This is a genomic window from Bacillota bacterium, assembly GCA_018333655.1.
Classification (GTDB): domain Bacteria; phylum Bacillota; class UBA994; order UBA994; family UBA994; genus BS524.
Genome location: JAGXTJ010000044.1, coordinates 1 through 22,688 on the forward strand (window position 1 = coordinate 1; position 22,688 = coordinate 22,688).

Genomic DNA, 22,688 nt, shown 5'->3' on the forward strand with positions numbered 1-22,688 from the left:
CTTGCCTCTTGCTTCTTGCCTCTTGCCTCTTGCCTCTTGCCTCTTGCCTCTTGCCTCTTGCATCTTGCCTCTTGCCTCTTACTTCTTGCATCTTGCCTCTTGCCTCTTGCCTCTTGCATCTTACTTCTTGCTTCTTGCTTCTTGCCGCAGGCACTTAACCTTGCTCTGGCACATATCATGTGTCGAGATAGGAGCGAAGGTGGTGTGTTCATGAGCAAGTACAGGCGAGTGCGGGCTTACACCGTTTTGCGTAGTCCCGCTGTCACGCGGTTTTTTGTTCGTCTACTGAGCAAGGAGCCAGTGAAGGGTATTGTGGATACAAATTTGTTCATCGGTAGGGCTTATGGCCAGGCTATTACTTTAGCTGGAGGTATTCCAGCTGGTGCTAGCGGCAGCCCAGTTTTCAGAGGTAAAAAGATACTGGGAGCAGTTTCCTATCTACTGGGTGGTGACCCTTTTCTAGTTGGAATTACGCCCCAGGCAGAGATGCTGGCGTTGGCGAGCGAACCCCATGGTCCCACCGGAGCGGCAGGGGCAGAGCAGTTGCCGCAGATAAAATCAAACATAGGCCTGCCTGTTGGCAATGGCTTCACCTCTGATGCGGCTAAGAAGAAGCTTGCTCAGCGCTTTGGGGGCCTGCTTTGTGCGGGGGCAAGTCCCAAATATAGTCGATGTAGTAAGCAGTTCTTTCCAGGAAGTCCAGTAGGTGCAGCTATGATGATCGGCGACCTGCGGCTTGGCTTTATCGGTACTGTCACCTGGGTAAACCAAAGCGAGGTGTTTGCATTTGGGCATCCCTTGCTCTATGCCGGACCCTGCCAGTACCCACTGACCACAGCTACGATAATCACGACTGCCAGGGGGTACTATCCAAACAAACTTGCTGTGCTAGGCGAAGTGGCAGGTACAGTACTGCAAGATAGGGCGGCAGGCATTTACGGACGTTTAGGACAAATGCCGGCCGGGCTGGTAGCTGTGACACTAGAAGTAAGCGATGAGGACAGAAAGGTAACTAAGAAAAATAACGTGCAGGTTATTCATAACGCCGCAGAGCTGCCCTTTCTCGTCTATGTAGCCGCTTTAGAAACCATGGCCCAAGCGATGAATCGCACAGGGCCAGGAACAGCGAATTGGCAGTGGATTATCTACATGGTGGGTTTGGCAGAGCCTGTCGTCTGGAGCACTGTACAGTACAGCTTCTACAATATCGGTTCTGACGTCGCCAGCTCGATTTTTCCTCTGCTAGAAGAGCCACTGCGCATGGGCATGCAGGTAGTTAGCGTTTCTTTGACAGCCAAAGTGGTCATGGCCGAGCAAGTAGAAGAAACGTAGGCAGCAAGGCGCGACACCGCCTTCATCTAGGGGTATAATGAGCCCAAGAGGGGAGGCGGCTCAATGAACAAGAAACCAGATTGGATCAGTGGTATCAGTCATGGAGCAGGAGCAGTTATGTCTGTGGTTGGCCTGTTCTTTCTCACCCGCTCAGCACTGACAGAGGGCACTGTGCGGCATCTCATTTCGTTCTCTATTTTTGGTGGCAGCCTCGTTCTGCTGTATGCGGCCTCCGCTTTCTACCACTTGGTCCCCGCTCGCGAGCGGGTGCATCTGTGGTTGCGGCGCCTTGACCATATGATGGTGTTCGTCCTTATTGCCGGAACATACACTCCGTTTTGTCTGTTAGCCTTGCGGGGAGTATGGGGAACAACCCTGCTCATTGCTGTCTGGTCATTAAGCATAGTGGGTATCGTCCTCAAAGTAGTATGGCTCTTCGCCCCACGCTGGGTGTACACTGGCTTCTACTTACTACTGGGCTGGCTCATTGTCATTGCTGCTGGCCCTCTTTGGCGTGCGTTGCCCCTGCCAGCCCTAGGCTGGCTAGGGCTGGGAGGACTTTTTTACACTGTGGGAGCCTTTATTTACGGCCTGAAGTGGCCAAAACTCATTCCGAATGTTTTCGGATTCCACGAACTATGGCACTTGTTTGTGATGGCAGGTAGTTTCGCCCATTACTGGGCTATTTTCCGATTTCTGCCCGATGTAGGGTAGCGAACTATAGCTAAGTTAACTGTTTGCGGGCATAGTCTTGCAGCCCTTTGCTACCTGCGTTATAGTTAAACACTGTGAGGAAACCACATAAGCCAACCCGTGAGGCCAACCACGTAAACTCCCAATATGAAAGGATGTCGCTCGTGAAACAATCGGAAAACTATTTTCACTTCCTTCTCACTTCTTTTGTCGCCGTCATCATCGTCAGCAACGTTATCTCAGGCAAATTAATCCAACTAGGACCATTAACACTGGCGGGAGCCACAATTTTTTATCCGGTGACCTTCCTTATCACCGATGTTGTCGGTGAGATTTGGGGGAAGGAAAGAGGCTTTAAAGTCATTCTGTGGGGTTTTTATGGCAACTTGCTTTTGCTCCTCGGCAACATCTTTATAATCGCTGCACCTGGTGCCGACGCTTTTCGTCATCAAGCCGCCTTTGAAATCGTGCTCGGAGCTTCGTCGCGCATTATTATCGCCAGCATGTTGGCCTACATGGTAAGTCAGTACCATGATGTATGGGCTTTTGCTTTTTGGAAGTCCAAGACCAAAGGACAACACAAATGGATACGCAATAATTTATCGACCATATCCTCCCAAATTCTTGATACAGCTATCTTTACTATAGTCGCCTTCTACGGTCTCATGCCAAATGAGGTACTTTGGTCTATCGGCCTCACACAGTATGGCGTAAAATTTGTTTTTGCCATTCTCGATACACCTTTCTTCTATTGGGCGACGGCACATCTCGAAGGTGTCGTGCGTCAGGAAGCTCGGCAGGCAGCATAACACCGTGCCAAGTTAGTCATTTTTTCTCGTATCTCTGCGAAAACTAAGCGCGGAGGTGATCGAGATGCATATAACTTACACACTGAAAAACAGTGGCGAGGTTTTGCATGGCTTTTATGACGAGACAACGCGGTTAATGCGCCTAGCCAGCGGTAGGGAACTTGACCTTAGTGCGGACAGTGACCGCAAGGTGGCCAAGAAGCTCTTGTACAACAAAGTTGTAACTATGCCGGATCTTAAAGTGGTTACCCTCGCAGAGCTTGTCAAGGGGTAATCAACAGCGGTGCCGGGCAGGGGTGGGATAGCGAGATGACGGTTCTTCTGATCGAGGGAGTGGTGGCTACAGGTAAGACCACGCTCTTAGCTGAGTTACAGCAAACCACCCCCTGGCGCGAGCGCCCGACGAAACTAGTGCTCTCAGAGCACTATACCGAGAGAGTCCTCGAGTTAACAGGGCCGACGGTGGAATCTCGGCTGGCCTTACTTGGTCGCCATGTCGATATCTGTGAAACCTTGCATCAGATTTGGCGCGCCTCGCGCTTTGGCGACTCCCGTACCCTCGCACCGTTGGTACTGTGTGAGCGCTTTCATCTAACGCACGCGGCACAAGCGAATGACTTTGCGCCTTTTTCCGGTCTCGAACAGAGGCTTGAAAATTGTGGCGCTCTTTTAGTGTTCTTGTACCACCCTAAAGAGCTTCTGCTGGAGCGGATCAAAGCCACTGAAAATAGGCGTAATGACATGTGGCGGCGTTGGCTGCGTTCTCTAGGTACTGACCAGGAGCTCGCCAGTTACTTCATGGCTCTGCAAGAGAAATCTGCAAAATTCTTTGCGGCTAGCACGCTGCCAAAAATAGCTATCGAGGCGCACGGTAAAGAACCGGCCGTCATGGCCGCCGAACTAGCCCTGTTACTCAACGAGTAACTTTAAGTTGTGGCCGCATATAATTGAAACTCGTGGGCAAACTTGGTGTGGAGTATTTAACTAGGAGGTTTGCCCGTGCAGTTGACCCAGAAGGAACGCATGTACTTACAGGACGCCAAGTCGCAAGAGGAACTGTGCATCGCCAAGTACAATCATTACAGCAGTATCGTCCAGAGTCCACAGTTAAAACAGATTTTGCAGTGGGCAGGGCAGCAAGAGACGCATCATCACCAAACTATAAGCGACCTTCTACAGGGCCGCACACCGCAGATGGGCGGGTCAGGCCAGACCACAACGGTGAATCAGATTATTAGTCAATTTGCTACGGGTGCCAGCATGAGTGCAGGGACGCGAGGTCGCACCTCAGGTGGGCAACAAACGCAGGGACAATCCATGATGGCCAGCAATACGCAGTTCACCGGGCAGGGCGGTCTTTCTGACCAGCAAATATGCCAAGATCTCTTGTCCACAGAGAAGGCGGTCTCCGATATGTACGACCACGCTGTCTTTGAAGCCAGTAGTCTGCCGCTGCGTCAAGCCTTTAACCACATTCAAAAAGAGGAACAAGAGCATGCTTTCGCTCTCTTTAAGTACATGGAACAGATGGGTTGGTATCAACCACAATAAGCGTAAATTGAAGAGCAGGGCTACTCCGCATGCGGAGTAGCCCTGCTCTTCATGCCACGGTTCTACTTCTGTCTGGCCTGTCCATGCCTTTGTAATATCAAGACGGTAGCGGGCACGGCAACAAGCTGCAAGGCTAAACCCGGTAAAGCCATGACAAGACTTGCGCCAAAAACTTGTGCGAGCGGTACGGCCCTTAGCCCAAGTAAGGGGAAGACCGCCAAGGTGACTAAGCTAAAGACGAAACGTCCACCTACGAGGGTGAGCAGCAAGCTTGGCACAATATGTAGCTTGAGCTTTGTATAGAGTACGCCTGCCAGCAGGCCGAAGGCTGCAAGCTCAACGCTCATTTGCAGAGCAATGGGCATAGGCGCCATGGGCGGCATGCCGGTGAGCAAAGAACTAAGTAGAGGGGTTGTGGCGCCGACGGTGACACCTAACCAGGGGCCAAGTATAAACCCCGCCAAGAGAACGGGAATGTGCATGGGCAAAAAGACCCTCCCAGTCCAACCTAGAGCGTGAAAGGCAATCGGTAGTACTACACCAATTGCGATCATCAATGCCGCTTTGAGTAGTTCATTTAATGTAACCTTCATGCTTTATTGTTGCTCCTTCCTTAACTAACCTCAGTAACTAGAGCCATTATAGCACGGCTTGACAGTAAACTAGGTTACATTTTTCGCTCTCTAGCGTACTGTGTTCAGCCATGGTATCATTAATCACTAATTTCAAAACGATAATTAACCGATAGGGGCAAGTTCCGCGTGGTTGTACCCCTATCGCTTAGGCTATGTAAGGGGAGGTTGCCAACATGTTTAAAAAGGTACAGAGTAAGGTCGATTATCCCAAACTTGAGGAGAACATTTTAGAGTTCTGGCGCGAGGAAGCTGTCTTTCAAAAGACTCAGGCTCTACGCGAGAATGGTCCTCGCTATGTTTTCTATGAAGGGCCGCCTACCGCGAACGGCAAGCCGCATATCGGACACGCCATGCCTCGTTCGATGAAAGATCTCGTGCCCCGTTACAAGACCATGGAAGGTTTTCATGTGCGCCGCAAAGCCGGCTGGGATACGCATGGCTTGCCAGTGGAGCTTGAAGTAGAGAAGAGACTAGGGCTTAGCGGCAAACAAGACATCGAGAAATTCGGTGTCAAAGAGTTTATTGAGGAATGTCGCGCCAGCGTCTTTATTTATGAAAAAGAGTGGGCCAGAATGACCGAGCGCATGGGCTTTTGGCTAGAATTAGATGACCCCTATGTTACCTACCACAACACCTACATCGAGTCGGTGTGGTGGTCGCTACGGCAAGCCTGGGACAAAGAGCTTCTCTACAAGGGGTTCAAGGTGCTGCCCTACTGCCCTCGTTGTGGTACTTCGCTCTCTAGCCATGAAGTAGCGCAAGGTTACGAGGAAACAGAAGACCCCTCCGTCTTTGTGCGCTTTCCGGTCGTAGGCGAAGAGAATACTGCCTTTCTGGTCTGGACGACGACCCCTTGGACTTTACCTGCTAACGTCGCCCTCGCAGTAGGAGAAGACATCACTTATGCGGTCATCAGGCATGATGGCGCTAGGCTTATATTGGCGGAAAAATGCCTCGGCGTAATCCATGGAGAATACGAAGTGTTAGAAACACGCCGTGGGAGTGAACTCAAAAACACCCGCTATGTTGCTCCCTATGCACTGGCGAGCTTAGCGGGTGAGAATGTGCACTTTGTGGTCAGTGGCGACTTTGTCACCACCACTGACGGTACCGGTATTGTGCACATTGCGCCGGCCTTCGGTGAGGACGACAATCGTCTCGCGCGCCTGCACAATTTGCCCACACCAATCCCCGTTGACGCGGAAGGGCGTTTTAAACCTGAGGTGCAGGAATGGGCTGGGCAATTTGTTAAAGATGCTGATCCACATATCATCGGGCACCTAGAGGAAAAGGGTCGTCTCTACAGGTCTGAAAAGCATGTGCACAACTATCCATTTTGCTGGCGGTGTGACACTCCGCTACTCTACTATGCTCGTAGCTCCTGGTTCATTCGCATGACGGCCATCAAGGAGAGAGTCTTAGAGAACAATCAGACCATCAATTGGTTCCCCGAGCATATTAAAGGGGGGCGTTTCGGTAACTTCTTAGACAACATGGTCGATTGGGCAGTTAGCCGTGAGCGGTACTGGGGAACACCCCTGCCTATTTGGCAGTGCCAGTGCGGGCACCAGCACTGTGTAGGTAGCATCGTCGACCTGTCGGCGAGGGCAGTAAACCTACCCGAGAATCTAGACTTGCACCGGCCCTATATTGACGAGGTGCTACTGTCTTGCGAAAAGTGCGGCGGCGAAATGCAGCGCGTAAGTGAAGTGCTCGACTGTTGGTATGACTCGGGCAGCATGCCCTTTGCGCAGTGGCACTACCCCTTTGAAAACAAGGAGCTTTTTGCGGAGTCCTTCCCCGCGGACTACATTTGCGAGGCAATTGATCAGACTAGAGGCTGGTTCTACACCCTACTAGCCGTCTCGTCCTTTACTTTTGACCAAGCCCCTTACAAGAATGTGGTTGTCACAGAACTGGGGTTAGATGACCAAGGGCAAAAAATGAGCAAATCGAAAGGGAATGTATTTGACCCCTGGAAAGCCTTCGACACCATAGGTGCTGATGGCCTCCGCTGGTTTATTTACACCGTTAATCCGCCGTGGTACACAAAACGTTTTTCACTTGAAAGCATGCAAGAGTGGCAGCGCCGCGTCATGGGCACCTTGTGGAATGTCTACTCCTTCTTTGTGCTCTACGCCAACATTGACGATTTTGACCCCACAAAATACACCGTACCAATTGCCGAGCGCCCGCTTATTGATAGATGGCTCCTTTCGCGTCTTAACACCACAGTTCGCGATGTACGCTCGGCACTCGATGTGTTTAATAGCATGACGGCCACGCGAGCCATCGATGAGTTCATTGACGAGCTCAGCAACTGGTATGTGCGACGCAATCGGCGTCGCTTTTGGAAGGGCGAGATGGATCAAGATAAGATTTCTGCCTACCTCTCCCTCTATGAGACTCTCACCACCTTGACGGCCTTGATGGCTCCGTTTACTCCCTTCCTTACCGAAGAGCTTTATCAAAATTTAGTGCGTTCTGTACAACCAGCGGCGAGGCTAAGTGTACACATGCAGGATTACCCAAAGGTCGACGAATCGCTCATCGATGAAAACTTACAGAGCGAGATGAATCTAGCGCGCGACATCGTCTACCTCGGTCGTGCGGTGCGTAGCAAAAGTAGCGTCAAAGTGCGTCAGCCAGTCTCTACCCTCTACTTTGTTATGCCGCGGGCTACCCTCATGCGGGCGGAGCTGATTGAACTCATTAAAGACGAGCTCAATGTGAAGACAGTTTCACCCGCTAGCGACACCACGCGCTTTGTAAACTACAGTGCCAAGCCTAACTTTAAGCTTCTCGGGCGCCGCTTTGGTAAGGACGTACAGACTCTATCTGCCGTACTGGCCGGCCTCGATGAACAAGCCTTGGCTAGTGCGGTACTAAGCGAAGCACCCCTCTGGGTGGAGCTCAATGGCCAACTCATCAAACTTGAATTAAGCGAATTAGATTTACGCGTGCAGGAGAAAGATGGTTTCTCTGCCGAATCTAGTAGCGGCTTAACCGTTATTATGGACCTGCACTTGACGCCTGAACTGGTGGCCGAAGGGCAGGTGCGAGAAGTCATCAGCAAAGTACAGTCCATGCGCAAAGAGGCGGGGTTTGAAGTCGAAGATAAGATCATCGTCTCTTATACTGGCGACCCTGTCCTCGAAGGGGCCATCAATGAATATCGGCAGTTAATTCTAGACGAAGTCCTGGCGGTAGAGCTGACTAAGCTCCCACTTGCCGCTAGTTTCGTGCAGGCATGGGATATCAATGGTCACCCCATCACCCTTAGCGTTAAAACGGTGTAACCTATAACAGGAAGTCAGGCGAGGTGATTTAGACATGCGAATCTTGCATACGTCAGACTGGCATTTAGGCCGCTCGCTCGAAGGACGTAGCCGCTACCAAGAACAGGTGCAATTCGTCAATGAAGTAGCAGGCATAGCCGAAGACGAAGGGGTGCACATGGTCGTCATTGCTGGCGACGTGTTCGACACCTACAACCCCTCGGCCGAAGCAGAAGAGCTGTATTGTCGGGCCTTAGAGCAGTTAGCTGGACAGGGAAAGCGGTGCGTAGTCGTTGTGGCGGGTAATCATGACAGCCCGGAGCGCTTGGGTGCTATCCGCCCCCTAGCTCTCCGCCATGGAATTCTAATTGCGGGGCGACCCCAGGAAACTCTCGCGACGAGTATTTATGGGCATGGCACCAAGGTAGTGCAGTCCGGACCGGGTTTTGTCGAGGTTGCCTGGCCCGACCTGCCATACTCTGCAGTCGTTTCTCACTTGCCCTATCCGTCTGAGTCTCGCCTAGGGCAACTAATCAGCCCCGTCCTAGAAGAAGGCCAACTGCGCAAGGCCTATGCCGAAATGGTCATCGAGCTACTAGACCGACAGGCCAGTGCTTTTCGTGCGGACACTGTCAATATTGTCGTATCCCACCTCTTGGCCCTAGGCGGGCTACCGAGTGATTCTGAACGCGCCATCGACATCGGGGGCGCGTGTGCTGTGGATTACAAGCGTTTTCCACGCCAAGCCCAGTACATTGCGCTTGGGCACCTGCACCGTCCCCAGCAAATGCGCAGCTCCGGGCCACAAACGTACTATTCTGGTTCACCTTTGGCCTATAGTTTTTCTGAAACCCTCCAGACAAAAGTCGTGTACGTGGTCGACGTCGTTCCCGGCCAGGAAGCAGAGGTTAAAGCTGTCTCTTTAAAATCCGGCATACCTCTCGAACGTTGGCGTTGTCTAAATGGGGTAGAGGAAGCATTGCGGCGCTTAGAGGGTCTAGGTGGTCGACCACTGTGGTTAGAGCTTGAGGTGCATGCCGATAAGTACCTCACTCAGTCCGAAGTTGCCGCGCTGCGACAGGCGCACAGCGGGCTCTTAAACGTGCGTTGTATTGTGCCTTTAGGGGAGGCCGACACGCCCGTAGTGGCCCTGTCAGAGATGTCTGTGGCCGAAGTATTTGCCCGTTTTTACAAACATCGCCTGGCCGGCGCCGTGCCGCGAGATGAGCTTGTCGAGCTTTTTACTGCCCTTGTCCATCAGTCTGCCATGCAGGCGGAAGAGGGAGGGAGCAGCTCATGAGACCGCTAAAGCTATCCTTTTATGGACTCAATAGCTTCAAAGAAGAGCAAGAAATAGATTTCTCCTCGCTCGGCGCTGGCCATGTTTTTGGCATCTTTGGCCCTACGGGTAGCGGAAAGTCGACCATTATTGACGCCATTACCTTGGCTCTCTACGGTAAAGTTGAACGGGCTCCCGACAAAGTACGGGGCATTATAAACAAGAGCCTCACCGAGGCTGGAGCGCGTTTTGACTTTAGTATTGGCAGCGGACCACTCTATAAAGTGTATCGGGTAGAGCGCAAGTATGTCAGTAAAGAGGACTCAATTTCTTGCCGCATGGCGAGGCTCTGCGAGCTATCGTCCTTGGGGAACAAAGTTCTTGCCGACAAGTCTACCCTTGTAGACGGACAAGTAGAAGCCATACTCGGCCTAACGGTAGATGATTTCACACGCGCTGTAGTACTGCCACAAGGAAGGTTTGCCGAGTTCTTGGGTCTCAAAGGCAAGGAGCGTCGCGAGATGCTCGGGCGTATCTTTAATCTTTCTGGCTATGGCGAAAAGTTATATTCTCTGGCCAGTAATCGCGCCAAAGAAGTAGAAGCGCGGGTTATGAACATGCAAAGTGAGCAGCAGGGCCTAGGCAATGCTTCGCGCGAAGCTCTAGGTGTGGCCGAGGCCGAAGTGTCAGTGGCAAAGACCTCTCTCGCTACAGCATTAGAGGCAGTGGTGGCAAGTAGTAAGGCCTGGGCTGAAGCCCAAGTGATTAGAGAGCTGCAAGATAAGATTAGACACGCTCTAGAGCGGCAGGCTGCGCTAGATGCCGAATCGTCGCGCCTAGCAGCTTTGCAGGCGAAGCTAGACCGACTCGCTGCGGCAGAAGTGCTGTGGCCGAGCGCGCTCGCTCTTGACGAGTCCACAGTGACACAAGAAGCCGCCTTAGAGCGTCAGAGCGCGGTAGTAGCCACGCTTGAGGAGGCAGTGGCACAAGAGGCCTCTTCTCTCATAGCCTTGTCGGCTGCCAAAACCGCCCGACAAAGGGATGAACCTCGTATCTTAATGCGACAACATGAACTAAAGCGCGCGGTGGTGCTCACTGAAGAACGACGTGGGCTCACTGCCGCCTTGGCCACGGAACGTCTAGCTCTAAGCGCTGCTGAAACTCGTTTAGAGGTGGCGAAGCAAGAGCTAGCGTCCATCCTGCAAAGAGAGAAGAGAGCGCAAGAATCCCAAGTGGTTCTGCGCCAAGAGATAGCCGGTACAGAGGTGTTGCCCGAGGAAAGAGTTGCACTCGAGTTAGCGCTGCGCACTGAGGCGGCTTGGTTAACGCTCGCCAGTCAGTTAGGCGAGAGGCGAAAAGAAGAACACAGTCGGAGCGGTAGCTTAGAAACAGCCAAGGCTACCCTGAGTCAGGCGCGTCAGAATGTCAGCAGTCTAGAACAAGAGCATGCCTTGGCCAAGGCCTCACTCGACGAGGTGTTGTCTCGCCACTTACCCGAGGTAGGCATGAGTGAGCACGAGGCACACAACAATTATCGACTATCTCTGCAAGACCTCAAGTACAAGGCGGCGGAGGTAGGGCGCATCATCGACAAGCAAGAGACGCTGAATTTAAGTAAGAGTGCCACGGAAACACAACTTCTCGCCATGCAAGAAACAGCCAGCCGTGCCGAGGAGAGGGTGGATTTCTTGCGCAACCTGGTGGCGGAAAACGAAGCCAAGTACAAGGCAGCCAAGGACGCCTGCCTCATTGGTGAGCTAGCAGCACAGGTTTCTCCGGGGGAAAAATGCCCGGTCTGTGGCTCACGTTCCCATCCAGAACTGGGTACTCGCCTGCCCCCGGCAAACTTAGAGCATTTCGCCGCCGCGACTATGGAGTCCACTACCTTGCTGCAAAAGGCTATTGCCGAACAGGGAGCAATCGCGGCTAGGGCCGAGGCTCTGCATGTTGGGCTGGCTGATATCTTGCGGCAAATTGAAGTATTAACTGCTGAACGCCTTGCTCTTTTGAAAGATATGGCAGGGATAAAAAGTTCTTTCCCCGCGGTGTGGAACGCGCTCAGTCTGCCAGAAATTGAGCAAAATATCGCCTTGCTGGCCAAGGACATAGAAAACCGTAGCGAAGAACGCCGCCTCTGGCAGGGTGCGCTAGACAAAGGGCGCCAAGCGGAGAGAGTTTTAGCCGACAAATTGGCGAGGGGCAGGGAGGCTCAAGCGGTGGCCGAGCAGCACGTCGCCGGTTTAGAGACGGAATTCACCTGCCTAGTGGCTAAAGTAATGACTATCGCGAATGAAGAGGCTCTAGCCAAGGACGCACTGCAAAATATCCTTAAGCAGCACCAAATTAGCGACCTTAAGGAGCAGAGAGAGCTTTTGCAGGGCAAGGACCGCAAGCAGAAAGAGTTAAGTGATACTATGAAGCAGCTTGAGGCCAAGCTTTTTGAGCTCGTCGCTCTGCGTCAAAATGGGGAGCAAGTCATGGCTTCTACGCAAGAAGGAGCGGCTGCACTACTCATTTCACTACGGGGACTTACAGAGCGAGAGAGTATGCTAGCTAAAGAATTAGTTTCCCTAGTTGGCGATGCCGACCCCTTGGTGGAAGCAGCGGTAGCGGAAGCTAGCCTAGTGGCGCTGAGAGAAGAGGAGACACAGAGCGAAGATAACCACGCCCTGGTCGTTAGCGTTGTCGCGCAAGCGAAAAATGACCTCGCCAGCGCGACAGAGGCGTTGCGCTTGGCCGATCAGGCTCTCGATAAAGCTAGACTGAGGTTCGCCGAAGCCATGCAGGGTTCTCCCTTCGTTACCCGGTCTGATTTGCACCAGGCCCGCGAAGCCTTGGGTTCACGCGAGGCATGGATGGCTGAGATTAACCTGCACCGAGAGCAGAGGATGCTCCTTGCTAATGACCTCGACGCCTGGCGCGAGGCACTGGCTGGCCGTGCCGTGAGCGAGGCCGCATGGGAGATTGCTCGGCACACTTACCTGCAGGCCGAAGCAACTCGCGATGAGGCAATGCGCCAACTAGGCCAAGCCGAGGCCAAGCTCGCCGACATCAAGACCCGCCACGCCAGGTACATGAACCTAGCAGAGCTTATCGAGGCACAAGCTAAAGAGCGAGATCTAACTATGGAACTAGTGTCTTTACTGCGTGGCAACGCGCTAGTTGAATTTATGGCAGGGGAGCATTTGCAGGCTGTAACGGCTACAGCCACAGAATGGCTACGCACTTTGTCCTCGCATCGCTATGCGCTCGAAGTCGCCCCTGACGGCGGTTTTCTCATTCGAGACGATGGTCAAGGCGGCTTAAGGCGGCCCGTTCATACCCTCTCTGGTGGAGAGACTTTTATCACTTCGCTCGCTCTCGCCCTCGCCTTGTCCATGCAGATCCAGCTGCGGGGGAGATTCCCCCTGGAGTTTTTCTTCTTGGACGAGGGTTTTGGCACTCTAGATGCCGAGCTGTTAGAAACAGTGATGTGCTGTTTAGAGCGCATGCAAGGGCAAAATCTCTCTATTGGCATTATTAGCCATGTACGAGAGTTGGTAGAACGCATTCCCCGCAAAATAATAGTAACCCCCGCCCAACTAGGGGGCAGGGGTTCGCAAGTGCAAGTTATTTAGAGGTAGGGGTGGCAGAGTTTACGCTCTGACTTCGTCGCAAAACAAATCCGGAGTACTCAAGTACCTTTCGCCACCATCAGGAAGCAGAGTAATTATGGTGCTCCCCGCGGGGAGCATTTTTGCTACTTCTATCGCGGCACAGACATTAGTGCCAGACGAAATGCCCACAAAGAGCCCCTCTTCTTGCGCTAAGCGTCGCGTCATGTTGTAGGCGTCTTCGCAAGTCACCGTAACGACTGAATCATAGAGAGTGGTATCAAGGATGACGGGGACAAAACCATCGCCGATGCCTTGCTGTTTGTGGCTCAGAACAGCCCCACCAGAGAGAATGGCGGCATCGCGCGGCTCCACGGCGACAATCTTGATACTTGGGTATTCCTCTTTGAGGCGGAGGCCTGCGCCAGTTATGGTTCCTCCGGTGCCGATGGCCGCTACAAAGGCATCAGGGACGAGAGCACCCAGTTGGCCGATGACTTCTTGAGCGGTAGCAGCATAGTGGATGGCTGGGTTGGCAGGGTTTACAAACTGCCCGGCTAAAACGTAGCGTGGGTCATCTTGCAGTAACTCAGTGACCTTAGCTTCCGCCATGGCAAAAGTCGCCGTGATGTCCTTGCCGACGGGGGTGAGAATAATTTTTGCTCCATAGCTCGCTATGATGCGCCGGCGTTCCTCGCTCATGCAACTAGGCATGACAATAGTGCACTGATAGCCCTTAACGGCGGACACTAAAGCTAGTCCGATGCCCTGGTTCCCCGAAGTGAATTCAATGATGTTGGAGTCCGGCTTAAGCACCCCGCGCCGCTCAAGGTCTTCAATCATACTAAGAGCGGTACGCGCCTTGACACTGCCACCTGGGTTCTGACCTTCAACCTTGACTAAAATGGTTCGTCCTAGGTCTGCCGTTACCTTGTTCAGCCGTACCAAGGGGGTGTTGCCGATTGCTTCTAAGATAGTCTGTGAAATTGCCATCATTAACCTCCATGCTGCTAACGCTTATCCTCGTTTGTAGCTTTTTCGACATCATTTCGCAATATCCTGCTTGTTGACTCTCGCTCGTTAAGGTGATAGTATTCTTGACAAAGCTACGAAGGGGAGCGTAGGTCTTTCGCGCTTAGAGAGCTGGCGGTCGGTGCAAGCCAGTGTGCGGTAGACTTAGAACCCGCCCCAGAGCTGCCGGCGTTGAGCCGTGCCGTGTTTCCGCGTTAAGGGAGCTTGAGTGGGTCGTATTTTGACCAATCAGGGTGGTACCACGGGTGTTTGCCCGTCCCTATTTTAGGGGCGGGCTTTGTAGTTTTCACCCGTCGCCAAATTTAAGTATATCAGGGAGGTATGAACTATGTCAGAAAACAAACTCACCTCGCAAGCAGCCGACTTTTCCGCTTGGTACATCGAGGCCATTCAAAAAGCCGAGCTCATGGATTACGCGCCTGTGCGCGGATGCATCATCTTTAAGCCAGATGGATATGAGCTTTGGGAGCGTATTCAGGCCGGGCTCGACCAACGTTTCAAGGCGACAGGGCACCGCAATGCCTACTTCCCCATGCTTATCCCCGAGAGTTTCTTGCAAAAAGAAAAAGAGCATGTGGAAGGTTTTAATCCTGAACTGCCCTGGGTTACTGAAGCGGGCGGCGAAAAACTCGAAGAAAAACTTGCCCTGCGCCCCACGTCCGAAACGATGATTGGCCACATGTACAGCCGTTGGATTCAAAGCTACAGGGACTTGCCTGTTTTGCTAAATCAATGGGCGAACGTGTTCCGCTGGGAAAAGCGCACCTTGCCCTTTCTCCGCACCTCGGAATTTCTCTGGCAAGAAGGACACACCGCCCACGCTGACGAAGTTGAAGCGCGAGAAGAAACCATGCGCATGCTAGAGACCTACGCCGAGTTTGCCGCGAGCGAAATGGCTATTCCCATGTGGACCGGACAAAAGACACCTTCCGAGCGTTTTGCCGGTGCAGTTGACACCTACTCTATTGAGGGCATGATGAAGGACGGTAAGGCCCTACAGGCGGGCACCTCCCACTTCCTCGGCCAGAACTTTGCCAAAGCTTTCGGCATAGAATTCTTAGATAGAGATAATCTGCGTAAGCATGTTTATACCACGTCGTGGGGTGTCTCTACTCGTTTGATTGGGGCACTCGTCATGGTGCATGGTGACGACAAAGGCCTGGCCCTGCCTCCTAAATTAGCGCCTACGCAAGTCATCATGATTCCCATCGGTCCACCTAAATTACGGGCCAAGGTTATGGAGAAATTTTCGACAGTCTTTAGTGTCCTGCAGGCCGCGAAAATCAGAGTGCGCACCGATGAAAGAGAAGAAACGCCAGGCTGGAAGTTTAACGAATGGGAAATGCGCGGAGTACCCCTGCGCCTAGAGCTAGGACCCCGTGACGTGGACAGTAATCAGTGCGTCTTGGTGCGCCGCGACACCGGTGAGAAACTGAGCGTTAGTCTCGATGATTTACCCGCTACCGTAGAGGCTTTGCTTGCTGCCATTCAGACCCATATGTATGAAAAGGCTTGCGATTTTCGTAGTCAGCACAGTCATCTCCACATTGACAATCTAGAGCAGCTAAAGGCCCATATTGCCGAGGCCGAGGCCAAGGGCAGTCTAGCCGGCTGGGTTCTCGGCGGCTGGTGTGGTAATGATCTTTGTGAGGCGCGTGTGCGTGAAGAGACTAAGTTCACCTCGCGCAACATCCCCTTTATGCCACCCGTACACAAAGAGAAATGCCTTGTCTGCGACGAAAAAGCCACCCACAGTGTATGGATGGCGCGGGCTTACTAAACTGCAATAAAGGGATTGCTGGGTAGAACCAAGCTGTGAGGAGGTCGTCAGCATGATTGGATGCTTGCTGTGGCTCATTCTGTTCGCCATATCGTGGCCCATTGCCCTATTGTTTGTCGTTATCTATCCTCTAGTTTGGCTACTTCTCCTGCCCCTTAGTTTGCTAGGCATGAGCATTGCCGGTATTTTGGCGATTTTACGGGCGATAATTCTTTGGCCACTCAGGTTCTTTTAAGCATCGTCAGCCATACCCCGAGGATGATGAGTGCGCCTCCGAGTAGCATGGTCAAGGTTAGGCGCTCTCCGAGGAGCAAAACAGCCCAGGCGATGGCGAAAACTGGTATCAAGAAGAGTGTAATCGAGGCCTGTGAAGCTTGCACACGTTCTAAGAGATAGAAGTACGCGACCACGGCGACTGAGGTCGGGATGATACTCAAGTAGGCAAGAACGGCCAGATGAGTTCCTGTTAAGGGAGCTAGTGCGGGCCAGCCCTCGAGTAGCGCCGCGGCCAAAATTAGCTGCACAGCCCCTATCGTGGTGGCCCAGGCCACCACGATAGGGGGTTTTTCGTTGCGCAAGATAGCCTTGCTCTGTAGGGTATAGATGCTATACCCTAGGGCAGCACCGACCACTAGTAAGTTGCCGACACTTTCTCCCCAATCCTGCACCCATTGACCATTGGTAATGACCAAGACCACCCCGCCAAAAGCACAGACTAAGCCGGCGACTTTCGACCTCGTAAATTTTTCTCCCAGGAGTAATATAGAGAGCACGGCTGTGAATATGGGGTCTAGGGTGCCAAGCAGGGCCGCACTGCTCGCGCTGGTCAAAGTAAGCCCTAGATTCTGCAAAAAATTATTCACAAAAACACCGACAAAACCAAGGAGCAAGTACGTTTTGTAGCGGCGCTTAAAGGAGAGAACCATCTCTTGCCAAGAATAAACATATGTTGCGTATGTTAGAAGCACCAAGGCTCCGACGCTAAAGCGTAAGGCGGCCAACGTGGTAGGCGGCAAGACATCTAGGAGCAGTTTGGAAAGTGGAAAAACAGTCGACCACAGTAGGGCCGGTGTCAACAAAAGCCATCGCAGTCGAATCTCCCGCTGTTTTTTCAGACGATGCCCTCCTCGCTACCTAGAATCGCCAGACAACTACCATACTATATTAACATAGCGTCATAGATTTGACCCGCAAAAGAAACTCTTTGCGGGTCGTCTGCCTAATCCCTTGGTTTAGCCGAGCATGGAAGCCATGTCGTCAGCGGCATTAGTGATAAGTTTGAGGTTCCAGTGCTGCTGTAAGGCGCTTAAGACCCCTGGCGTAATAAATTCGGGTGGGGTGGGGCCGATGTAGATGTTTTTCACCCCGAGGCTGAAGAGTCCAAGGAGTATGGCTACAGCTTTTTGTTCGTACCAGGATAGCACGATGCTTAGTGGTAGGTCATTGACCCCGCAGCCAAAGGCGTCCGCCAAAGCGGTGGCGATTTTTACTGCGGAACCGCTATTGTTACACTGGCCAAGATCAATATAGCGGGGGATATTCGTGCCTGGCACTACGCCAAAGTCCACATCATTGAAGCGGAATTTGCCGCAGGAGGTGGTAAGGATGACGCAGTCTACAGGCAAGTTGGTGGCTAGGGTGCGGTAGTAGTTACCGCCTGAACCTGGCGCGTCACAACCGGCGATGACAAAGAAGCGACGTATTTTCCCCTCTTTAACAGCGGAGATTATTTCAGGCGCAATAGCCAGCACTGTCTGGTGATGATATCCTGTGGTCAGAGTCTTGTTCGACTCCTGCTTGGCTGCCGGCAGCTCGAGTGCCTTGCTTATCAAGGGGGCAAAATCATCATTCTCGATTTTTTGCACGCCCTCGAGCCCCGTCACGTCGTAAGAGAAAAAGCGAGGGGCATAACTGCCCTTAATGGGCATCAGGCAGTTCGTCGTGCCTAAAATCGCACCGGGGAACTCCTCAAAGACTTTGCGTTGGTCATACCAAGCTTTGCCCACATTTCCTTTGAGGTGAGGGTATTTCTTTAGTTCGGGGTAGCCATGCGCCGGGAGCATTTCAGAGTGCGTGTAGACATTAATACCGGTTCCCTGGCTTTGTTCGAGCAGTTTTTCTAAGGCTAGGTAGTTGTGGCCGGTCACTAGGATGCATTTTCCCTCAATGCGGTCTTGCGACACCACCGCCGGGTTAGGGACACCTAAGCGGTCTAGATGGGCGCGGTCGAGCAGGTCCATGACCTTTACGGTGGCAGTGCCTACTTTGAGAGCCATCTTGACATGGTCGTCCAAATTAAAATTGACATTGGTAAGAGTGGTATAGAGAGCTTCTTGGGTGATAGCGTCTACCTCTGGGTCTGTGTAGCCAAGCTGCTTGGCATGGGTCGCGTAGGCGGCGACACCTTTGAGGCCAAAGATGGTGATGTCTTGTAGGCTGGCGATGTCTTCGTTTTTGCCGCACACGCCAATCTTGGTGCAGCCACCCTTGGGAGTCTGTTGGCATTGATAGCAGAACATGTAGTTTGCCCCTCTCGCAATAATGTTTAACCTCGTTACACAAACATTGTAGCAAAGAGCTGTCATCTTTTACGTGACCAAAATCACAATAAAATATTTTGTCAGCACAAAGTTAAGAGCGCGCTGGCCTTGTGTTAAACGAAGTTAACTACTTACCTAGCGCTACTTGCAGGTATGGCCAGTCAGACATAGAATATATCTTGCAGAGAGACAAGGGGAGGGAACAATATGCCAATTAAGTGGAATGAAACTTTGGCGGTCGGGGTAGCAGAGATAGACAAACAGCATCAAGAAATTTTTAACCGTATGGGGCAGTTGCTCGAAGCCTGCAGTAAAGGTCAAGGCAAGGATGCCGTTAAGCCCATGATCGATTTCTTAGAAGCGTATGTGGGAGAACACTTCCGCGATGAAGAAAAACTGCAAAAGAACTCAGGTTATCCTGGCTACGTTCAGCATAAGGCTCTGCATACGGAGTATCTGCAAAACATAGCTAACCTGCGCCAACAGTTAGCACAGCACGGGCCAACCCTGCCTTTCGTCATTACCGTCAACAAGACGGTAGTGGACTGGCTGACCAGCCATATTAGTAAGGTTGACAAAGAACTGGGCACATATTTGCAGAGTAAGCGATAGGAGGGCATAACTATGGCACTAAAATGGTCGAGTGATCTTTCCGTTGGTGTCGCCGAAGTAGATAATCAACATCAAGAAATCATAGAGCGACTCAATATTTTGATAGACGCCTGTAACAAAGGCAAGGGAAAAGCCGAAGTCGGCAGCCTTATAAATTTTCTTGACGGGTATACAGTGGAACATTTTAAAATGGAGGAAGAGCTGCAGAGAAAGTACGCCTACCCAGACTACACAGCACACAAGAGCGAGCACGATAACTTTCTGCGCACCCTCAATGCTCTCAAAGTACAATTCTCAGAAAGCGGGGCCACCCTGCCGCTGACAATTCAGATCAACCGTACTGTTGTCGCCTGGTTGATCGACCATGTTACCAAGACCGACAAAGCCATGGGGGCCTACCTACGTACTAAACTCTAAACCACCACTTCCCAGCTCTCATGAATTCTCGCCTGCCAGTGAATACTAGCAAGAGAATTGATTGCATGGGAGGTGTTTTTTTGTCTAAGTCTTATGGGCAACTGGTGCGACATCGCGAAAATCAGTCGCTCTTTACCGCGGTAGAGCTATCTATTCTCGCTGCAGAGAGCAGTACGCCGCTCCACTTGCATGCGGAGGGTTTGCGGGGCACAGGCAAGACGACCATACTACGAGCAGCCAGGCAAATCTGCGGAGAGATAGTCAGAGTGAGCGGATGTCTCTACAACTGTGCACCTGAGGCTCCACATTGCCCAGAGCATCGACACATGGGCCAGCAGAGTCTAAAAAGTCTTGGTGTCGAGGTCATTCCCATGCCCTTCTTGGAGATATCACATGGGGCCAAAGTAGCCACCGTCGTTGGTAGCATCGACTTGGCACGCCTCACACGCCAAGAAGGACCACAAGCAGCGTTGCTGCCTGGCACATTGGCCCAAGCACATCGCGGGGTGGTGCTGGTGGACGAGATTAACCGCCTCGTTGACACCAACCCAGAAATTGCCGACGTGTTACTCGATGTGATGGGCACCAAGCCAGGCCGTCTACAAATAGAAGAGGTAGGACTACCCAAAGTTGAGCTGCCGCTAACTGTAACTGTGTGGGCAGCCTCAAATCCAGATGAAGATCCTGGCCCGCTAGACTCCATTCGTCGTCAACTGGCGGATCGCTTCGATTTGTCGGTGGGGGTCAAAGCGCCCTCTGACGCGCAGGCCCTCAGCCAGATTCTGATGCTCTCGCAAAGACTGCCTGGCAGCATGCTAGGAGAGGGCTTACCAACTGCCGAAGAGCGGAAACTTTGGCGAAGAGAGCCCTTCACCAAGACCGATGGTATTGTCATACCGAGTGCGGCCATCGAGTTAGTAGCCAAGCTATACATAGAACGCAACATTGAGAGTGTGCGAGCCGCAGAAGCGATCTTAATCGCGGCGCGCATGCACTGCGCCTATCGGGGAGGGCATGGCGTCGAAAAAGTGGACATCGTGGCCGGCTTGACACTGGCTCTGCGACACCGTGTGCGACCTGAAGTGTTGGCAGATATTGTCGCCGAAATGAACAGCATTCCGCTCACTCTCGCCAAAGAGCAGCAAAAGGCCTTGTCAAACGTAGCTGAACAAGCTGCCAGTCCGCCAAACTTTATGGCGCGCCTGCGCGATGTTTTTAAGTCCGCTAACCCGCATTCTCCAGGTGGGCCTCATGTCTCGCAGTCTAGCGCACCGTACCACGGCGCCTACCGCCATGTAGATATTCCTGGCAGGGTTGGCCCTGTGCACGCGGGTAGCGGGCTTGGCAGCGTGGCTCCTCCCCTTGCTGCCCGCCAACTAGTTGAGATTCCCGGAGTTGAACAAGTGAAGAGCCAGGGAGATTTGCTCCCGTGAAAGACTACTTTGCCTCGTCTCGACAGCTCAGCATGCTGCTAGCGCGCGAGGAGGGTTGTAGAGTGGGTGAGACAGCAGTCGTGAGCACTAAAGTGCACACTCTCGACCCCACAAATCCTGCCACCGTGTTTATTATCACAGGCAGAGACGCCGGCCAGACATTTTACAAACGTGGTCACGCGGGGGAAATCGTGCACATAGACATTTTTCATGCCTTGGCACGTCTTGACCCCCACTCCTTGGCGAAGGCCGCTAGGCAGGGCGTGGCGATGTATCGCCACGCCAAGCTACTGCCTGTGGGCATCAACCTCGCCGACTTCATTGACCTGCAGAGTGGCTTGGGGGGGGGTCGTATCACGGGCAAACTCATCTATGGCCAGCATGGCTCGGACAAGAGGGCGCATGAGAACCACGTTCACCTCACTTTACGTCTCTCTCCCCCAGACTTTGCCCTCGTGTTTTTCGTGGTCGAACAGGTTGAACGAGCTATTCTAAGCCTGGGCAGTGAGCTACGCCAGGTTGAGAGTATTGTGCACGAGACGAGCAAAAATCACGTAAGTTACGACTCCATGGCCTACAGCTCTTACAGTGACTCTTTCTTGCGCGAGCAGAGAAACATGGCGGCGGATGCTACTCTAGACAATTACCAGCATCGTTGCCTAGACATTGCCGATCTGCTAGAGGATGTAGATGACCCGCTCGCTCTCCGAGAGCTATTAATGTTAGCCGCACCTGTCGGCCGCAAGGCGGTGCTAGGACGCCGCAACCTGCCCTACGAGGCTACGAAAAAACTCCTTGGCTACAACTACTGGCGTGAAGAGCAGGGCATGTATGCGCTCACAGAGTCAGGTTATGAGCTGGCCGATTTTCTTAAGCGGTGTGGGCGTCAAATTGAGAGCGACCTCAGGCCACAACTTAGGGTCGGGCGCGGACGAGGGGCTATAGTCGCAGAGAGATGGGGCAGAGAGAAAAAAACCTTCGTGGCAAAGGCAGAGTCAGCTGGTAAAACTCTAGCGCTAGTGCCCACGTTGGTGGAGAGCTTGCGTCAAACAGTTCTCGAAGGGCAGAAGTGGCGGGTTAGGGCGCGACATCTCCGCTACGTGAAGCCGCTAGCGCGCGGTCACTGCGATATCTTGCTCTTGCTCGACGCCTCAGCAAGCATGTTGGGACAACGCATGAAAGCCTCTAAAGTTCTGGCCTCGCACCTCTTGCAAGTTACCAGAGACAGGCTAGGGGTGATCTACTTTCAGGAGAACAAAGCAACGCTCGCCGTACCCTTTACCCGTAACCGCTCCCTGCTCAGGGAGGGGCTAGGTCGCATTACTCCTCTAGGTCTAACACCCCTAGCAGAGGGGCTTATGCAGGCGGCCTCATACTTGCAGCAGCACTCGCGCAAACAAGAGTCCCTGCTGGTAGTCATTACCGATGGCATCCCCACTATATCGCAAAAGAGCGGAGACCCTGTGGAGGATGCCATGGAGGTAGCCCGATCTATACGACAAGAGGGAATTAATCTGTGCTGTATTGGACTTTTGCCTAACCAAGAAGTCTTGCGTAAGCTGTGCCAAGTTGCGCAGGGTAGCATGTATATTATTGACGAAATCACGCCAGAGCAGCTGGTGGGCATTGTCCTTACCGAGCGTAGGGCAGTGGTGCGCGAAAAGCAGGAATAACGCTGACCCCCGCTGAAATAAGTACAACAAC

The 22,688-nt window shown here is 52.6% G+C and carries 19 protein-coding genes and 1 other annotated feature; of the genes, 15 read left to right on the forward strand and 4 right to left on the reverse strand.

All coding sequences use genetic code 11. The features are described from left to right. The first annotated feature begins 210 nt into the window (after positions 1-210). The 6 genes from KGZ92_08020 to KGZ92_08045 all read left to right on the forward strand — a co-directional run bounded on the left by KGZ92_08020 (position 211) and on the right by KGZ92_08045 (position 4,385). Positions 211-1,332: a hypothetical protein gene (locus tag KGZ92_08020; protein ID MBS3889213.1), complete on the forward strand. Its 1,122-nt coding sequence runs from the start codon at positions 211-213 to the stop codon at positions 1,330-1,332. A 63-nt stretch (positions 1,333-1,395) separates the two neighbouring features. After that, a complete protein-coding gene (locus KGZ92_08025; protein MBS3889214.1) occupies positions 1,396-2,046 on the forward strand; it encodes a hemolysin III family protein in 651 nt (216 codons plus the stop codon). Positions 2,047-2,189: 143 nt separating this feature from the next. Further along, entirely contained in the window at positions 2,190-2,834 is a 645-nt protein-coding gene (locus KGZ92_08030; protein ID MBS3889215.1) for a queuosine precursor transporter, read from the forward strand. Positions 2,835-2,898: 64 nt separating this feature from the next. Then, positions 2,899-3,108: a hypothetical protein gene (locus tag KGZ92_08035; GenBank protein MBS3889216.1), complete on the forward strand. Its 210-nt coding sequence runs from the start codon at positions 2,899-2,901 to the stop codon at positions 3,106-3,108. 35 nt (positions 3,109-3,143) lie between these two features. Further along, on the forward strand, positions 3,144-3,758 hold the full coding sequence (locus KGZ92_08040) for a hypothetical protein (GenBank protein ID MBS3889217.1): 615 nt from the start codon (positions 3,144-3,146) through the stop codon (positions 3,756-3,758). Positions 3,759-3,827: 69 nt separating this feature from the next. Next, positions 3,828-4,385 carry a spore coat protein gene (locus KGZ92_08045; protein MBS3889218.1) on the forward strand — a complete coding sequence of 186 codons (558 nt, stop codon included), beginning with the start codon at positions 3,828-3,830 and terminating at the stop codon, positions 4,383-4,385. A gap of 62 nt (positions 4,386-4,447) precedes the next feature. Here KGZ92_08045 and KGZ92_08050 read toward each other — a convergent pair whose 3' ends face one another. Then, a complete protein-coding gene (locus tag KGZ92_08050) occupies positions 4,448-4,978 on the reverse strand; it encodes an ECF transporter S component (protein ID MBS3889219.1) in 531 nt (176 codons plus the stop codon). A gap of 215 nt (positions 4,979-5,193) precedes the next feature. Here KGZ92_08050 and KGZ92_08055 point away from each other — a divergent pair, with 215 nt between their 5' ends. From KGZ92_08055 to KGZ92_08065, 3 genes are read left to right on the forward strand one after another with little or no spacing between them, the layout of a single operon-like run. Further along, a complete protein-coding gene (locus KGZ92_08055; protein ID MBS3889220.1) occupies positions 5,194-8,319 on the forward strand; it encodes an isoleucine--tRNA ligase in 3,126 nt (1,041 codons plus the stop codon). 34 nt (positions 8,320-8,353) lie between these two features. Next, positions 8,354-9,598, forward strand: coding sequence for an exonuclease SbcCD subunit D (locus KGZ92_08060; GenBank protein ID MBS3889221.1), 1,245 nt, complete (start codon positions 8,354-8,356; stop codon positions 9,596-9,598). Beyond that, positions 9,595-13,194, forward strand: a complete 3,600-nt coding sequence (locus KGZ92_08065) for an SMC family ATPase (protein ID MBS3889222.1) — start codon at positions 9,595-9,597, stop codon at positions 13,192-13,194. Before KGZ92_08060 ends, KGZ92_08065 begins: the two co-directional genes overlap by 4 nt. Positions 13,195-13,212: 18 nt before the next feature. On the opposite strand, the gene cysK is transcribed toward KGZ92_08065, so the two are convergent. Then, the gene (gene cysK / locus KGZ92_08070; protein ID MBS3889223.1) at positions 13,213-14,163 is read right to left on the reverse strand and encodes a cysteine synthase A; all 951 of its coding nucleotides are present in this window, start codon (positions 14,161-14,163) and stop codon (positions 13,213-13,215) included. A 106-nt stretch (positions 14,164-14,269) separates the two neighbouring features. After that, positions 14,270-14,466, forward strand: a binding site (T-box leader). Positions 14,467-14,530: 64 nt separating this feature from the next. On the opposite strand from cysK, the gene proS reads away from it, so the two are divergent. Together proS and KGZ92_08080 are read left to right on the forward strand one after the other, a co-directional pair. Further along, positions 14,531-15,982, forward strand: a complete 1,452-nt coding sequence (proS, locus tag KGZ92_08075; GenBank protein MBS3889224.1) for a proline--tRNA ligase — start codon at positions 14,531-14,533, stop codon at positions 15,980-15,982. A 52-nt stretch (positions 15,983-16,034) separates the two neighbouring features. Continuing rightward, positions 16,035-16,217: a hypothetical protein gene (locus KGZ92_08080; protein ID MBS3889225.1), complete on the forward strand. Its 183-nt coding sequence runs from the start codon at positions 16,035-16,037 to the stop codon at positions 16,215-16,217. On the opposite strand, the gene KGZ92_08085 is transcribed toward KGZ92_08080, so the two are convergent. Further along, entirely contained in the window at positions 16,204-17,058 is an 855-nt protein-coding gene (locus tag KGZ92_08085) for a DMT family transporter (GenBank protein MBS3889226.1), read from the reverse strand. The two genes, KGZ92_08080 and KGZ92_08085, sit on opposite strands and share 14 nt — an antisense overlap. 156 nt (positions 17,059-17,214) lie before the next feature. Then, positions 17,215-18,501, reverse strand: coding sequence for a hydroxylamine reductase (gene hcp, locus KGZ92_08090; protein MBS3889227.1), 1,287 nt, complete (start codon positions 18,499-18,501; stop codon positions 17,215-17,217). Between the two features lie 228 nt (positions 18,502-18,729). Here hcp and KGZ92_08095 point away from each other — a divergent pair, with 228 nt between their 5' ends. The 4 genes from KGZ92_08095 (at position 18,730) to KGZ92_08110 (ending at position 22,657) form a co-directional block, all read left to right on the forward strand. Beyond that, entirely contained in the window at positions 18,730-19,134 is a 405-nt protein-coding gene (locus KGZ92_08095) for a hemerythrin family protein (protein ID MBS3889228.1), read from the forward strand. 12 nt (positions 19,135-19,146) lie between these two features. Continuing rightward, a complete protein-coding gene (locus tag KGZ92_08100; GenBank protein ID MBS3889229.1) occupies positions 19,147-19,551 on the forward strand; it encodes a hemerythrin family protein in 405 nt (134 codons plus the stop codon). A gap of 80 nt (positions 19,552-19,631) precedes the next feature. After that, complete coding sequence (locus KGZ92_08105) at positions 19,632-20,984, forward strand: magnesium chelatase (protein MBS3889230.1); 1,353 nt, start codon at positions 19,632-19,634, stop codon at positions 20,982-20,984. Continuing rightward, the gene (locus tag KGZ92_08110; protein MBS3889231.1) at positions 20,981-22,657 is read left to right on the forward strand and encodes a VWA domain-containing protein; all 1,677 of its coding nucleotides are present in this window, start codon (positions 20,981-20,983) and stop codon (positions 22,655-22,657) included. Before KGZ92_08105 ends, KGZ92_08110 begins: the two co-directional genes overlap by 4 nt. Positions 22,658-22,688: the final 31 nt, after the last annotated feature.

Excerpts from the sequence above, each read along its gene's own strand:
- KGZ92_08020 (MBS3889213.1), top strand. The coding sequence starts at position 211 with ATGAGCAAGTACAGGCGAGTGCGGGCTTACACCGTTTTGCGTAGTCCC.
- KGZ92_08025 (MBS3889214.1), top strand. The coding sequence starts at position 1,396 with ATGAACAAGAAACCAGATTGGATCAGTGGTATCAGTCATGGAGCAGGA.
- KGZ92_08035 (MBS3889216.1), top strand. The coding sequence starts at position 2,899 with ATGCATATAACTTACACACTGAAAAACAGTGGCGAGGTTTTGCATGGC.
- KGZ92_08040 (MBS3889217.1), top strand. The coding sequence starts at position 3,144 with ATGACGGTTCTTCTGATCGAGGGAGTGGTGGCTACAGGTAAGACCACG.
- KGZ92_08050 (MBS3889219.1), bottom strand. The coding sequence starts at position 4,978 with ATGAAGGTTACATTAAATGAACTACTCAAAGCGGCATTGATGATCGCA.
- KGZ92_08055 (MBS3889220.1), top strand. The coding sequence starts at position 5,194 with ATGTTTAAAAAGGTACAGAGTAAGGTCGATTATCCCAAACTTGAGGAG.
- KGZ92_08060 (MBS3889221.1), top strand. The coding sequence starts at position 8,354 with ATGCGAATCTTGCATACGTCAGACTGGCATTTAGGCCGCTCGCTCGAA.
- KGZ92_08065 (MBS3889222.1), top strand. The coding sequence starts at position 9,595 with ATGAGACCGCTAAAGCTATCCTTTTATGGACTCAATAGCTTCAAAGAA.
- cysK (MBS3889223.1), bottom strand. The coding sequence starts at position 14,163 with ATGGCAATTTCACAGACTATCTTAGAAGCAATCGGCAACACCCCCTTG.
- proS (MBS3889224.1), top strand. The coding sequence starts at position 14,531 with ATGTCAGAAAACAAACTCACCTCGCAAGCAGCCGACTTTTCCGCTTGG.
- KGZ92_08080 (MBS3889225.1), top strand. The coding sequence starts at position 16,035 with ATGATTGGATGCTTGCTGTGGCTCATTCTGTTCGCCATATCGTGGCCC.
- hcp (MBS3889227.1), bottom strand. The coding sequence starts at position 18,501 with ATGTTCTGCTATCAATGCCAACAGACTCCCAAGGGTGGCTGCACCAAG.
- KGZ92_08095 (MBS3889228.1), top strand. The coding sequence starts at position 18,730 with ATGCCAATTAAGTGGAATGAAACTTTGGCGGTCGGGGTAGCAGAGATA.
- KGZ92_08100 (MBS3889229.1), top strand. The coding sequence starts at position 19,147 with ATGGCACTAAAATGGTCGAGTGATCTTTCCGTTGGTGTCGCCGAAGTA.